The organism is Blautia schinkii (assembly GCF_013304825.1).
GTDB lineage: Bacteria > Bacillota > Clostridia > Lachnospirales > Lachnospiraceae > Blautia_A > Blautia_A schinkii_B.
Map to the genome: position 1 here is coordinate 63419 of NZ_JAAWUO010000012.1, position 14204 is coordinate 77622.

The following is a 14204-nucleotide window of genomic DNA, read 5'->3' on the forward strand; positions in this document are numbered from 1 at the left end:
GCTGGGTGGCATCTACCCAGCTCAATCTTCTACATGGAAGACATCTTCCACCAATAAATTAAAGTATTTAGAAATCCGTAGCATAAACTCGGCAGATGGGGTGCTGTCCCCACGTTCTATCCTGCCGACAGTTTTGGTGCTGAATCCGATAGCAGCGGCAAGGTCATCTTGGTAAATGCCACGCTGTTCTCGGATTTCTCGGATATTATTGGTAACCGCCATAAAAATCCCTTCTTTCAGTTCTATAGAATTTTCTTATTGTCAATTATGCAAAATGATGTGTCCGATAAAAAGGACTTGCAATTTTATCGGTAATGTCCTGTAATAGCAGAAGCATCAGATTTTCCAAGAACTTTTCCAAATATGTCTAAGCGGTCATTTTCACTAACCTTGATAGGTGCATACTTTTCATTAAGCGAGATAAGGAAGATTCCGTCTGTATCGTTTTGCAATTTTTTAATATAGGCTTCTCCGTTTAGAGCGAAGATGCCGATTTCTCCATTAGCAACAGATTCCTGCTGTAATACCCATGCAATCTGACCATCGTGGAATTCAGGTTCCATACTGTCACCACTAATACGGACACCGAAAGTAGTATCTTCCGGTAAGATAGATTCATCTATACATACAGTCTCTTTCGGTCCGTCTACAAGGAAGTTACCGGTTCCGGCTGATACAGCATTTTCAAAAATATCAATGCTTCGGAATGGAATTATCTTAGCAGTCTGCTTTTCATACATTCCGGATGCGTGGAGCAGATTAATATAATCCATAGCTTTTTCCCTGCCTTCATGTCTATGTCGCAGGAAAGGCTGATGTGAACTTTTTGTTTGACAGGTACATATCAACTAAAACAGAATTGCGCAGCACTACTTACAGTAATTATTTGTATACATGGAATCATTTTATTCGTGATACATTTGGCAAGAAGAAAGTAAGAGATGTGAAATACTCAGACGTGTTGTTCTTTTATACAGACTTGATTAATAATCAGGGATTACAGATTAATACGCTTGAGACAATTAACACAGTACTAAGACCTACATTTCAACTTGCTGTCAGAGATGATATCATAAGGAAGAATCCGGTAGACGGAGCATACTGTGAAGTAAAAAAGCGTAATGGTGGTGCCAGAAAAACAAGGCGAGCGTTGACTGTGGATCAGCAGAGAAAATTCATGGAGTATGTAGCAAAGAATCCGTTCTTTTATCACTGGTATCCATTCTTTGTATTTTTGTTAGGAACTGGATGCAGAATAGGAGAAGCAATTGGGATACGCTGGGATGATATTGATTTGGAAAATCGAATCATTGATATCAATCATAGCTTAACCTATTACCAGAGAGCGGATGATTCATATAAATGTGAGTTTAGAGTATCTTTGCCAAAGACGGAAGCTGGTAATCGTAGAATACCTATGATGCAGCAGGTATATGATGTGCTTCAGGAAGAATATGAGAGACAGAAGCAGGAAGGCTTTTGTGTTGAGAATGTGGATGGAATGACCAATTTTGTATTTACCAACCGATTTGGGATGCCACATAACCCATCAGCAGTAAACCGGGCAATCAAAAGAATTGTGGATACACATAATTCAGAAGAAGAGGTGGCTGCTAAAAAGGAGAAGAGAGAACCTGTTATGATTCCAAGATTCTCCTGCCATATCTTCAGACATACGTTTGCATCAAGATTTTGCGAGAATGAAACCAACATCAAAGTAATTCAAGAGATAATGGGACATGCTGATGTATCGACTACCATGAACATATATGCAGAGGCAAATCCAGATGTTACCAAATCAGTAATTGAGAAATTATCAAAAAATATGGATATTTTTTAGAAAAGAGTCCTGCGATTGAACTCTTCGAAGATTGAAAAATATACCTATTCATACTGTGGCAAATATGTTATACTTGCTAAGTATTGTTGTGTTTGACACAGCAGTACCGGAGAAAGAAGAAGTTATCGACTTCTCCAAGGTAAAGGTAGAGCCTTTATTTGAGGAATTTGTTGATTTCGATACTTTCAGCAAGTCAGATTTCAGAGCTGTAAAGGTAAAAGCTTGTGAAGCAGTTAAGAAATCCAAGAAGCTGTTACAGTTTACTCTGGATGACGGAACAGGCACAGATCGTACGATTTTAAGCGGTATTCACGCTTATTACGAACCAGAAGAACTGGTTGGAAAGACGCTTATCGCTATCACTAACCTGCCGCCGAGAGCCATGATGGGAATTGAATCCTGTGGAATGCTTCTCAGTGCAATCCATGAGGAAGAGGGCGAAGAAAAACTTCATCTTCTGATGGTTGATAACCATATTCCGGCTGGTGCAAAGCTCTATTAAGATGATGTAAAGATGTACCGTTTTACCGAATAGACGGGACGTACTTCATTTGATAAAAAACTGAAAAAACAGCGATTTACATCAAACTTACATCATTTGATGCAAAATTAAGTGCAAGCAAGAAAAAATCGCATAATTAGTGCAATGAGTGGGCAATTCCAATCGGAGTTGCCCATTTTTAAAACAAACAGAAATATAAATAGGAATTGACAGAGGTAATGAAATGTTTGAAGAATTAGGAATTAGTTTTGGCACAGCACTAATCGTCTTACTTGCATTATATTTTATAATTAAGTGGGCGGTCAAAAATGGAATAAAAGAAGCCTATAGGGATATTACAGGGAAAGTCACTACCGAGGATATTGAGGCAGAACAAATATGTAACGAAGAGGAAAAATAGTTAATAAAGAGAGGTGCATATGCTATGCCAGGTATACTCGTGGTTGAAGATGATGAAAATTTAAATCGTGGAATTACATTTTCACTGAAAAAATCCGGATATGAGGTTTTTTCAGCAGAATCAGTGAAAAAAGCGAAAAGAATTGCAAGTGATAATAATGTGGATGTTACCATTTGTGATGTGAATCTTCCGGATGGGAATGGACTGGAATTTGTAAGGTGGATGAGATGCAATTATAATACATACATTATTTGTCTTACAGCACTAGATCAGGAGATGGATCAGGTCATGGGATATGAAGCAGGGGCAGATGATTATATTACAAAGCCGTTTAGTCTTTCGGTACTTCTTTTGAAAATAGAAGCACATTTCCGCCGCAGACAGGAGAAAACGGAAGCCGGAAAGATGATTTCGGGAGATATCGTATTTATCGCAGGAGAAATGAAAGTCCTGATAAAGAGTCGTGAAATCAGTCTGACAAAAACGGAGTTGAAAATGCTGACTTTTTTTCTTCAGAATCCGAAACAGATTCTTTCAAAAACACAAATATTGGAAAATGTGTTTGATCTGGAAGGGGATTTTGTGGATGAAAATACAATCGCTGTCAATATCAGAAGACTCCGTGAGAAAATCGAAGACAATCCGGCTGCACCGGTCTATATAAAGAATATCAGAGGTCTTGGGTATATATGGAATCAGGAGGTAAGGCGGTGACAAAGAGATATTGCAAGAAGATTACAGTAGTGCTCTCCTTGGTATTACCTGTCATATTATTGTTTGCAATATTAAATTGCTTTACCACGTATGTGTTTTATGAAGATTATAAATATAAAATGAATCTTATGACAGAGATTGCTGCAAAGGAAGAATTTTCCGGGCTGGATGCTGTTTCGGAATTGCTTAAGGATAAGGATATTGAAACTAACGAACAGGGAAGGCGATTATTGGAGCAATATGGATACTGGGGGAATAAAGGGAATGCATTTTATTCGCAATTCCGGCATCAGGTTATGGTGACCGGTGCTGTAAGCACTGTGATATGCGTGCTTCTTTTGACTTTTTTACTTTATTGGAAGAAAAAAGAAGATGCGTGTCATCAGAAAATTTTAGACCAGTTGGAAGGAATTCTGATCAGATTCCGTGAAAATAAATTTGATGATTTACTGAAAACGGAAAATCATGCAGAACTGGAAAAATTGAATGACCAGCTTGAAGCAATCGGACATCATATTCAGTTGATAAAGGAAGAAGCAAGGGCAGAAAAGGAGAACACGAAAGAAATGGTTTCTGATATTTCTCACCAGTTAAAGACACCGGTTGCAGCTTTGGATACATGTTTTAGTGTGCTGATGCAGAATGACTTAAGTGCCACAGAACAGGAGGAGTTTCGTATCCGTTGTCGGAGTGCTCTGGATGGACTGGAGACATTATTGCAGTCGCTTCTTGAAATATCCAAGATGGAAACTGGACTGATTCAGATTAATAAGAAAAAACTTCCGCTTATGGATACTGTCATATCTGCTGTGAACCGCACTTATCCTAAAGCGGATGAGAAAGAAATTGAATTCGTTTTTGACTATGAAAAAGAGCTGGAAACATGCACGATTATGCAGGATAAAAGGTGGCTTGGTGAAGCTGTGATCAACGTTCTGGATAATGCGGTCAAGTACAGTCCGTGTGGTTCAAAAATATTTATCCGGTTACAAAAAAGAAACTATCTTGTAAGAATGGAAATTGAGGATCAGGGAATTGGTATTCCGCAGAATGAGTATCACAAAATTTTTCAACGATTTTACAGAGGAAGTTCCAAGGAGGTTATGGAAAAGAGTGGTACAGGAATCGGACTTTTTCTATCGAGAGAAATTATCGAAAAACACGCAGGTACAATCATGGTAACCTCCGGCAAAAAGAAAAAAGGAAGCACGTTTGTGATTCAATTACCATATGTTGGTTAAATTTTAAGTGAGCAGAAATCTTACAATTCTGTAAGATTTCTGCTCGTTTTTTGAAAGTGAAATGAAAGATTATCCTGATACAATTTGGATGTAGGTTGAAAAATGACCAAATATATAAACAGGCAAAGAAAGCGTGCTGAAAAGGTACGCTTTACAGAATTGAAAAGGAGGCAACACATGAGTGTGATATTAGAAACCAAGCAGCTTTGTAAGTTTTATGGCGCAGGTGAGAATCAGGTCAAAGCGGTCAATCAGGTGGACATTCAGATTGAGCAGGGAGAATTTGTCGCAATTGTTGGAAAGTCAGGTTCCGGTAAAAGTACATTACTTCATATGCTTGGAGGGCTAGACACCCCGACAAAAGGCAGTGTTACTTTAGCAGGGAAAGATTTATACAGGATGAAGGAAGATGCCCTTGCTGTTTTCCGCAGAAGAAAAATCGGATTTGTTTTTCAGGCATTTAATCTGGTTTCATCTGTTAATGTCTGGGAAAATATTGTACTGCCACTGGGGCTGGATGGAAGAAAAGTGGATGAAGCGTATGTAAATGATATTATTGCAACTCTGGGGATTGAAAACCGGATTTATAATCTGCCAAATCAGTTATCCGGAGGACAGCAGCAGAGAGTAGCAATTGCAAGAGCACTGGTGAATCGTCCGGAAATTATATTTGCAGATGAGCCGACAGGAAATCTTGATTCTAAGACCAGTGATGAGGTAATCGCTCTGCTTAAGATGACAGCAAAAAAATATGGACAGACAATTGTAATGATTACCCATGATGACGAAATTGCACAGGTCGCTGACCGTATTCTGGTGATTGAGGACGGACAGGTGGTGGATTTCAGATGAAGACAATAAGCAGGATTGCATATAGCAATGACAAAAGGAACAGGACAAGAAGTATACTGATCATGATGGCAATCTGTCTGACCACGATGCTGCTTGTTATCATCAGTACTGTGGGAAATGGGGTAATTCATTTACAGAAAAGTCAGGCGGCAGGATCATATGGAAGCAATTATGGTCTGTTTGTTTCCGCAGACGGATCGCAGTTAAAAGAAGTAAACCGCCGTGCGGAAATAGATGCTACAGGCACTATGTGCACCGAAGGTATCATAAAAGGCAATGAAAAAGGCGGGTTTGTCTGCATGGATGAGACTGCAAGAAAAATGCTTCCTTATAATAAAGAATATGAGTTGAAGGAAGGAAAGTATCCGGAAAAAATGCAGGAAATTGCCGCAGGAAGAGCATTTTTTCGTGCAATGGGATATGGTGATGTAAAGATCGGAGATACGGTTACACTGGATTACCGCGCAGGGATGCAGTCAGAATATAAGCCGGAAGAATTTGTTGTCAGCGGAATCCTATATGATCGGGATGAGTATACCATCGAGGCATCTTATGTTGCTTTCGGGTCACAGGAGTTTTATGATGAGCACGTCGCAGAGAATGACAGACAGTATAATATTTATTTTACTTTAAATGATTCTGCAAATGTATCTATGAATAATATTGATTCGGTTATGAAGCAGATTGCAGCAGCTTGTGGGATCGAAGAAAAAAACGTTATAGTCAATGATCTCTATTTGCAATGGGTCTTGCAGCCGAGTTATGAAACGATTGCGGTATGCGGGGTTTTGATTCTTGCAATTGTACTTTTCTCTGTTGTGGTCATTTATAATATTTTTCAGGTCGGTATTGCCAACAAAATACAGGAGTATGGAAAAATCAAGGCTCTGGGAGCGACAAAAAAGCAGATGAAACAACTGATCTTCAGAGAGGGCATTTTTTTGACATTTTTTTCAATACCAGTTGGATTGCTTTTTGGCTTTCTGATTGCAAAATGCGGTTTTAACTGGCTGGTAGAACAGGGGAACCTTGTATCAACCGGAACTGGCTCTATGGGAGTTCAAAATCAGCAGGTGCCTCTGTTTTCCCTGCCTGTTATGCTTCTCTGTATTTTCGTATCATTTCTTACCGTTGCTTTGGCACTGCGTAAACCAATGAAAATTGTTTCACGGATTTCACCTATCGAAGCAACACGGTATTTAGAAAATGCAGAAACACAAAAAAAAGGAAAACGAAATGGCAGAAAAAATGTCACCGTGTTTTCTATGGCAATGGCAAATGTAACGGGTAATCCCAAAAGAACTATTGGTACTATCCTCACAATGGGTTTTTCTTGCGTATTGTTTGTGATTATCTCTAATTATGTGGGAAATATTGACACGGAGCATGAAGCACGTCTTTCCGTTAATCATGGACAATTTGAACTGCAGCTTGACTATTCTGCTGAGTACGATGAAAGATATCCGGAGAATAATCTGGATACGATTCTGACGGATAATCCATTGAATGATTCAATGATTGAAGAAATCAAAAGCATTCCAGGAGTGACAGATGTCATGACGAGAGAGATTGTCTCTGTAAATCTGAACGGAACAAGATTTCCGGCTGATATTGTGAGTAAAAATGATTTTGATTTTATGCGCCAAGAAGGGGATATTGGCTCTATGGACTATGATCAGGCGGTAAAGAATGGTGAAATTTTCTTTGGTTGGTTGATGTGGATGGAACAAGATGGATATGCTCCGGGTGAATCCATTGCATTTGACTTTGAGAATGGAAGTGAAACCTATACCTATCAGGGAAAGATTGCAGGATCCTTTGTAAGCGCGGACACTTATCTTGTCATTCCGGAAGGTGTATACCGTTCCATGAATCCGAGAGGAACAGCCTATGGCTATCTGTGGGTGGACTGTGATAAAAAAGATGTGGCATCTGTAGAACAAAGTCTGAATACTTTGATTTCTAATACTTCGCATATAAAAATGGATACTTATCATGCGCAGTTACAATCTGCCGAATTTGCAAGCAGCATGATGAAGCTTGGCTGTTATCTGTTTATGGCTATTGTAGGACTCATCGGGTTTATGAATATGGCGAATACCATGATCATGAATATTACGACAAAAAAGCAGGAATATGGTATATTACAGGCTGTGGGTATGACAAATAAACAATTAAATTTATGCCTGCAGTTACAGGGACTGATGTTTACGGTTGGTACCATATGCGTAGCTTTGATTATTGGTCTGCCGCTCGGCTATGCACTTTTTTCCTATGCAAAACATAATGGAATATTTGGAATGAATATCTATCATGTTCCAATCGTACCAATTTTTATTATGATTTTTTTGGTCGGTCTGTTGCAGATTGTACTTTCCTGCGTTTTAAGCAGTAATCTGAAAAAGGAAACGCTGGTAGAAAGAATAAGGTATCAGGGATAGCAAGTAATATGTAATGAACTAGGTCTTAACGAAGAGGAGAAATAGATAACTTCCAGTTGTGCCAACTTGCCCTTTGAGAGAGGAGAAATCCCTTTCTCAAAGGGCTTTTTCTATTTATACGGATATTCGCAAACTACAAGATAAAGCCAAAACTTCATATTACCAAGTAAATGAAAAGCAGGAGAACAGTATTCGATTAAAAGAATGACAGGTGGCAGAGTCATTGAAGCAAATACAGATTTTTATAGATACCTTATCTGCCACCTGCCGTCTGCCGGTGTATGAAATTACGAAAACAGATTGCGAATCGCATGCAACTTGCAATCAAACAAGATATAATGAAGAAAAAAGAGGAGGCGATATCTATGGCAAGAACAGCAAATGTATTTGCACGTGTCGAACCTGAAATAAAAGAACAGGCAGAGCAGGTGCTTGATCGACTTGGAATTCCAATGTCCAATGCAGTAGGAATGTTTCTGAGACAGATTGTGCTCCAGAGAGGAATTCCTTTTGAAATGAAACTTCCAGCTTATGAGGAGCCTGTGGCATATGGTTCTCTGACAAAGGAACAGTTCAATGCAGAAATAGAAAAAGGCATGGAAGATATTAAGGCTGGCAGAGTGTATTCAGCAGATGAAGTTGAAGCAGAAATGAAACGGGAATTTGGTATATGAAATATAAAGTGATGTATACAGCAGGAGCAAAGAAAGATCTGCGAAATATTTTCAGATATATTTCAGAGGAACTGTTAGCTCCAGAGAATGCTGCAGGACAGACAGAGCGGATGCTGGATACTATGCCGAACAGAAATCGGCTCTATGAGGAAGAACCGTGGCACAGCAGAGGACTTCGATTCTTTCCGGTGGATAATTATCTGGTATTTTACAAAACAGATGATGAAACTGAAGCGGTATATGTAGTGCGAATTATGTATGGTGGACGTGATGTTCATAAACAGTTAAATCAAACAGAAGACGTTTCAGTAAATTAAAACAGAATATGGAACTAAAACACGCGCAGTTAGTCTATGAAAAATAGGTTAGCTGCTTTTTTCATGTAAAAAAGGAGGTGCCGTGTATGGGATATGCACGTAAAGATGTAGAGAAAACAAAGAAAATAGCAAAGAAATTTGTGCGCTATCAAGAGGGTGCAGAGCTTTATAGCATTGGACTGACGAAATTGAATAATACGGAGTGAAAGCCGTTACTGCGACTGGGCAGTTACAAGCCCGAATTACCGTACTCATATAAGTTCCTCTCAGATTCCATGAAATGCCCGGTATTCCCGGTACATTTCAATCATATTTTTTCTTGCATTTTTCAAATAAGAAGTATCGGCGCTGATTCGTCCAAGAAGAAAATATCCCTGATAGATAGAAAGCATGCGCTGAGAAAGAATTTTTGCATGATCTGGAGACAATCCGGAGTATAACAATACTTCCTGAAAAATCTGCTCAAATTTTTTCAGTCTTTCCATAAATACAGATGCAACTGCAGGCTTGCTAAGTGCTGTTTCCATACCCATCACCGCATACGGGCAGCCTGCAAATGTTTGTCCATTTGTCCTTTCAGATAAAAAATCAAAGATTTCTTCAATAAAACTTTCCCAGTCATTTCCCTGAGAACTATTTTGAAATTGTTCCAGTAAGATTTTTTGATAGTATTCCGCTACCGCTGTTGCCAGGTCATCCTTGCTTTTGAAATAAAAATAAAAAGATCCTTTTGGAAGGTCTGTTTGTTTGAGGATTTCGCTGATTCCAGTAGCAGAATACCCATTTTTCCAAAATAATTCAGCAGCACACTCGATCAGGCGTTGTCTGGATTCTTCACCCTTTTTCAATTCGCATTTCCTCCTTCAGTCTGGAAAACAGATGTGTAAGTGCAAACATAAGCGTTTCATAATGCATGTAATCTAAAGTATTCCTATCTGCAAGAATTTGAAGACTTGCCGGGAACTCGTCATCAGCTTCCCAGAAACGAATGATAATCGGCAAAAAAGGAAAAAGATTTAATTTAAAAGCAACATCTCCTTTTTCCAGTTCTTTTCCGGAAAGTGATATACAGGCATTACGCAATTCAATGGTTTTTCCGTTAAAAAAGTCAGCGGTATTCTGAAAAAATCCTCTGTTCGGTGAGAGATTTCCTGTTCGGACAGAGGAAAGGCTGTTTATATTTACAAATTCATGTGACAGATGGCATCTATCCTTTGAATAACATAAAACATCATAAATAGTCATTGCTTCATTATGATTGGCTTCATGAACTGTTTCAAAATCATTATCTGACCACTGAACACTTCCCGTTTTTCGGTTAATACGATAGGTACGGTTAATAAAAGTAATATATAACCAGTCAGAATTGTAATCTAATGAATATTTATGTATCATTGTAGCCTGATCATATTGCAGGAAAACATGTGCCATTGAAATTTTTGTTTTATCATAATTAGTGAGAGCTTTTGTCATATATCCCTCCAAGAATATTTTTGTTGTAGTTATTTACAAAATAGACTAATCGGTCTATAAAGTCAATACATTTTGCGTAACAAATAAAAATTAATGATCATGAAAAGTAAATGACTAAGACTTCCCATACCTTCTGATGGCAGATGACAGAATCCCGGCAGTCAACTACTGCAAAACAGTATATAACAGTTGACAACAGTATTATACTGTTATATACTGTTTACAAGAGGAGGAAACATATGAAGCTTATAATCAATAATACATCGATGGTACCAATTTATGAGCAGATCATGGAGCAGATCAAGGCGCAGATCATCTCCGGAGAATTAAAAGAAAATGATATATTGCCGTCCGTGAGAACAATGGCAAAAGAACTGAAGATCAGTGCACTTACTGTGAAGAAAGCATATGACAATCTGGAAGCAGAGGGCATGACAGTCACAGTTCATGGAAAAGGAACGTATGTAGCGGCTTCGAATACACAGCTGATGGAAGAAGAGCGCAGGAAAGAGGTTGAGGCGGATCTGGAAGAAGCGATTCAGAAGGGAAGGCGCTGCGGAATGAAGGAGGAAGAGATCCGTTCGTTGTTTGAACTCATCATGGAGGATGAATGATTATGTTAGAGATCAAAGGAGTAAAGAAAAGCTACGGTGAATTTCAGTTAGACTGTTCGTTAAATGTAGATAAAGGAAGAATCACCGGTCTGGTTGGAGAGAACGGAGCCGGTAAGAGTACTTTGTTCAAGGCAGTGCTCGGACTCATTTCTTATGATGCCGGTGAGATAAAGATCCTGGGAAAAATACCGGAAGAGTTAAGTGAAAAAGAGAAAGAAGAGCTGGGAGTTGTCCTGGCAGAAGCCGGATTCAGTGGATACTTGAAAGGGAAAGATGTTGAGGCAGTCCTTGCCAAATTATATCCAAAGTTTGAAGCAGAAAAATTTCATCAGATGTGTGAAGAATATCAGATTCCGTTGGATAAATTTATAAAAGAGTACTCAACAGGAATGAAAGCAAAGCTGAATCTGATCATTGCATTGACACATCAGGCAGAATTCCTGATGCTGGATGAGCCGACAGCAGGGCTTGATGTCGGAGCGAGGGAAAGGATGCTGGATATTTTAAGAGCGTATATGGAAGAAGAGCCGGAGAGAAGTATCCTGATCAGCTCACATATTTCTTCGGACTTAGAACATCTGTGTGATGACATTTATGTGATACATAAAGGAAAGATCATACTTCATGAAGCGATGGATACGATTCTTGAAAAATATGCAGTGTTGAAGGTCAGTGAGGAACAATATCAGGCAGTGGATAAAAGGTATCTTTTGAAAGAGAAAAAAGAGTTTTTTGGAGTTGCCTGTCTGACGAACGAGAAGCAGTATTATATAGAAAATTATCCGGAAATCGTAGTAGAGAGCGGATCACTCGATCAGGTGATCCTGATGTTGACAGGGGGCGAAAGATGATGAAAGGAATCAGAGGGCTTTTGGAAAAGGATTTTCGATTGTTTTTTCGACAGGGTGGTAATCTTTTTTTGGTGTTAGTGTTTGTAGCATTGTTTTTTATACTTACAGGAAAAACGGCAGCTGCTTTCATTGCAATGTATATCCCATCTGTTCTGGCGATATATTCAGGTAATACGATCAGTTATGATGAAAATGGCCATGGTTACACATATTTATTTTCTTTACCCGTAAATAAAAAAATATATGTCAGAGAAAAATATATTTTTTCCTTTATCATGACAGCATGTGGATGGTGCATTGGAATGATCTGTGCAGGAATTATGGTACTCATAAATCCTGAAGAGGTGTTTGATCTGGAAATGCTGGCAATGGAGTTGATCACATTTTTTGTGTTTCAGGCAATTGCGGGAATTATGATCGCGATCAGGATAAGGTTCGAAGGAGAGAAAGGGCGAATTGTGCTGCCAATCGCAATTTTAATTATTTTTGCGATTTGTTATACAATTAGATCTTTTGTGAAGACTAACCTGGGATTAAAAGAAAGTATTCTGCATATGATAGGGGGAATAGGGGATTTTGAAATCGCGATTGCCCTTATTGTGCTTAGTCTGCTTATATGGTTTGTTTCGTATAAGTATAGTATGAGTGCTATGAAGAAGAAAGAGTTTTAAGCTAGGCGTGGCAAAAATGCTCCATTAAAAATAATGATTATATGGATGCAATAGCTACCAAAAATATGAGAAAAACTTTGTGAAAAAATAGGATTGTGTTTCGTAAGAGTCCCTTGTAAAATAGCGGACAAGGATGAAAAGAAAAGGAGAATCTTATGGGAACCAATGAAAAAGATATGACTGCCGGATCTCCCGGAAAACTGATCATAACTTTTGCCATACCAATGATGCTTGGAAATATTTTTCAGCAGTTTTATACAATGGCAGACACCATGATCGTCGGACAAGTGGTAGGAGTTAAGGCACTGGCGGCAGTAGGTGCCGGTGATTGGCTGGTATGGCTGGTGTTGGGGATCATGACAGGTATCACACAGGGTTTTTCTATTCTTGTATCTCAGTATTATGGAGCAAGGGAAAAGGAAAATCTGAAATGTGCAGTGGCGAAAAGCTATATCATGACAGCATTACTGTCTGTGGTCGTACTCGCAGTAAGTGAAGGTACAGTTTATCATGTTCTTTTATTCTTACAGACACCGGATAATGTCATTGATCTGACAATGCTATATTTGCGGCTGATTTTTGCAGGAATTCCGATCATAGCTGCTTATAATATATTTGCAGCGATCCTTCGGGCACTTGGAAACAGCAGATCTCCGTTGATCGCAATGACAGTGGCAGCAGTGATCAATGTGGGACTGGATCTGTTATTTGTGGCGGTTTTTGGCTGGGGTATAGCCGGAGCAGCAGTGGCGACCGTTATCGCACAGGGATTTTCAGCCTTATACTGTTTGATCGTATTACGTAAAATCCCGGATATCCGCCTGGAAAAGAAGGATTTTTACAGGCAGCCCTCTATGAGCCTGCGACTTTTGGAACTGGGAGTTCCTCTTGCAATACAGAATGTGATCATCTCCGTGGGAGGACTTGTGGTACAGTATGTGATCAATGGATTTGGTTTTCTGTTTGTAGCCGGATTTACGGCAGCGAACAAGCTGTATGGAGTTTTGGAGATGGCTGCCGTTTCATATGGATACGCCATTACAACCTATGTGGGCCAGAATCTTGGTGCAAAAAAATACCAGAGGATTCGAAAAGGTGTGCGCAGCGGCACTTATATGGCAGTGCTCACTTCGGCTTTCATTTCTGGTATGATGGTGTTGTTTGGACGTAATGTACTGTCCCTGTTTGTATCCGGTGAACCGGATCAGACCCGACAGGTATTGGATATAGCATATAAGTATTTGTTTATTATGGCTGTCTTTTTGTGGGTGCTGTATCTGCTGTATGTGTATCGTTCCGCTATCCAGGGCCTGGGTAATACTTTGATTCCGCTTGCCAGCGGCATTGCAGAATTTATCATGCGCGTCAGTGTTGCGCTGCTGCTGCCAAAACTGATCGGCGAAGATGGAATATACTATGCAGAGATCTGTGCGTGGAGCAGCGCAGCTGTTTTATTATTCGTAAGTTATATGATCATTATACGGAAATATAAAGAAGTCTTATGAGGCAGGACTTCCGGAAACAAAAGTCATAAGAAAGGATGCGGTAGCAGATCCGTATGATGGAATATATAAAAGCTGGGGAGATCTTTCCTGAGAAAAAACGAGCGGGCCG

At 39.3% G+C, this 14204-nt stretch carries 17 protein-coding genes and 1 pseudogene; 14 read left to right on the plus strand and 4 right to left on the minus strand.

The window, feature by feature from the left end; translation table 11 throughout:
* Positions 1 to 21: 21 nt before the first annotated feature.
* Together HFM85_RS10440 and HFM85_RS10445 are read right to left on the minus strand one after the other, a co-directional pair.
* Positions 22 to 222, minus strand: coding sequence for a helix-turn-helix transcriptional regulator (locus HFM85_RS10440; protein WP_004853407.1), 201 nt, complete (start codon positions 220 to 222; stop codon positions 22 to 24).
* Between the two features lie 83 nt (positions 223 to 305).
* Positions 306 to 773, minus strand: a complete 468-nt coding sequence (locus tag HFM85_RS10445; RefSeq protein ID WP_173738093.1) for a S24 family peptidase — start codon at positions 771 to 773, stop codon at positions 306 to 308.
* Positions 774 to 817: 44 nt separating this feature from the next.
* Here HFM85_RS10445 and HFM85_RS10450 point away from each other — a divergent pair, with 44 nt between their 5' ends.
* From HFM85_RS10450 to HFM85_RS16300, 10 genes and pseudogenes are all read left to right on the plus strand, one after another.
* Positions 818 to 1840, plus strand: coding sequence for a site-specific integrase (locus HFM85_RS10450; RefSeq protein ID WP_173738092.1), 1023 nt, complete (start codon positions 818 to 820; stop codon positions 1838 to 1840).
* 118 nt (positions 1841 to 1958) lie between these two features.
* Positions 1959 to 2342 (plus strand): annotated as a pseudogene (locus HFM85_RS10455) (methionine--tRNA ligase subunit beta); the annotation flags it as partial.
* Positions 2343 to 2565: 223 nt separating this feature from the next.
* Positions 2566 to 2742: a DUF6019 family protein gene (locus tag HFM85_RS10460; protein ID WP_021939191.1), complete on the plus strand. Its 177-nt coding sequence runs from the start codon at positions 2566 to 2568 to the stop codon at positions 2740 to 2742.
* Positions 2743 to 2766: 24 nt separating this feature from the next.
* On the plus strand, positions 2767 to 3456 hold the full coding sequence (locus HFM85_RS10465) for a response regulator transcription factor (RefSeq protein ID WP_173738091.1): 690 nt from the start codon (positions 2767 to 2769) through the stop codon (positions 3454 to 3456).
* Entirely contained in the window at positions 3432 to 4697 is a 1266-nt protein-coding gene (locus HFM85_RS10470; RefSeq protein ID WP_173738090.1) for a sensor histidine kinase, read from the plus strand. The genes HFM85_RS10465 and HFM85_RS10470 overlap by 25 nt, the downstream gene beginning before the upstream one ends.
* Before the next feature lie 177 nt (positions 4698 to 4874).
* On the plus strand, positions 4875 to 5549 hold the full coding sequence (locus tag HFM85_RS10475) for an ABC transporter ATP-binding protein (RefSeq protein ID WP_006426335.1): 675 nt from the start codon (positions 4875 to 4877) through the stop codon (positions 5547 to 5549).
* The gene (locus HFM85_RS10480; protein ID WP_173738089.1) at positions 5546 to 7990 is read left to right on the plus strand and encodes an ABC transporter permease; all 2445 of its coding nucleotides are present in this window, start codon (positions 5546 to 5548) and stop codon (positions 7988 to 7990) included. Before HFM85_RS10475 ends, HFM85_RS10480 begins: the two co-directional genes overlap by 4 nt.
* A 365-nt stretch (positions 7991 to 8355) precedes the next feature.
* Entirely contained in the window at positions 8356 to 8664 is a 309-nt protein-coding gene (locus HFM85_RS10485; protein ID WP_173738088.1) for a type II toxin-antitoxin system RelB/DinJ family antitoxin, read from the plus strand.
* Positions 8661 to 8981 carry a type II toxin-antitoxin system RelE/ParE family toxin gene (locus tag HFM85_RS10490; protein WP_173738087.1) on the plus strand — a complete coding sequence of 107 codons (321 nt, stop codon included), beginning with the start codon at positions 8661 to 8663 and terminating at the stop codon, positions 8979 to 8981. The genes HFM85_RS10485 and HFM85_RS10490 overlap by 4 nt, the downstream gene beginning before the upstream one ends.
* A gap of 86 nt (positions 8982 to 9067) precedes the next feature.
* Positions 9068 to 9187, plus strand: coding sequence for a DUF6462 family protein (locus HFM85_RS16300; protein WP_226844454.1), 120 nt, complete (start codon positions 9068 to 9070; stop codon positions 9185 to 9187).
* A 60-nt stretch (positions 9188 to 9247) separates the two neighbouring features.
* Here HFM85_RS16300 and HFM85_RS10495 read toward each other — a convergent pair whose 3' ends face one another.
* Together HFM85_RS10495 and HFM85_RS10500 are read right to left on the minus strand one after the other, a co-directional pair.
* Positions 9248 to 9829, minus strand: a complete 582-nt coding sequence (locus HFM85_RS10495; protein ID WP_173738086.1) for a TetR/AcrR family transcriptional regulator — start codon at positions 9827 to 9829, stop codon at positions 9248 to 9250.
* Positions 9816 to 10454, minus strand: a complete 639-nt coding sequence (locus HFM85_RS10500) for a DUF3786 domain-containing protein (protein ID WP_173738085.1) — start codon at positions 10452 to 10454, stop codon at positions 9816 to 9818. The genes HFM85_RS10495 and HFM85_RS10500 overlap by 14 nt, the downstream gene beginning before the upstream one ends.
* Before the next feature lie 239 nt (positions 10455 to 10693).
* On the opposite strand from HFM85_RS10500, the gene HFM85_RS10505 reads away from it, so the two are divergent.
* From HFM85_RS10505 to HFM85_RS10520, 4 genes are all read left to right on the plus strand, one after another.
* Positions 10694 to 11068: a GntR family transcriptional regulator gene (locus tag HFM85_RS10505; protein WP_173738084.1), complete on the plus strand. Its 375-nt coding sequence runs from the start codon at positions 10694 to 10696 to the stop codon at positions 11066 to 11068.
* Between the two features lie 2 nt (positions 11069 to 11070).
* Entirely contained in the window at positions 11071 to 11919 is an 849-nt protein-coding gene (locus tag HFM85_RS10510; RefSeq protein WP_173738083.1) for an ATP-binding cassette domain-containing protein, read from the plus strand.
* The gene (locus HFM85_RS10515) at positions 11916 to 12590 is read left to right on the plus strand and encodes an ABC-2 transporter permease (protein WP_173738082.1); all 675 of its coding nucleotides are present in this window, start codon (positions 11916 to 11918) and stop codon (positions 12588 to 12590) included. Before HFM85_RS10510 ends, HFM85_RS10515 begins: the two co-directional genes overlap by 4 nt.
* Positions 12591 to 12745: 155 nt before the next feature.
* Positions 12746 to 14095, plus strand: a complete 1350-nt coding sequence (locus HFM85_RS10520; RefSeq protein ID WP_173738081.1) for an MATE family efflux transporter — start codon at positions 12746 to 12748, stop codon at positions 14093 to 14095.
* Positions 14096 to 14204: the final 109 nt, after the last annotated feature.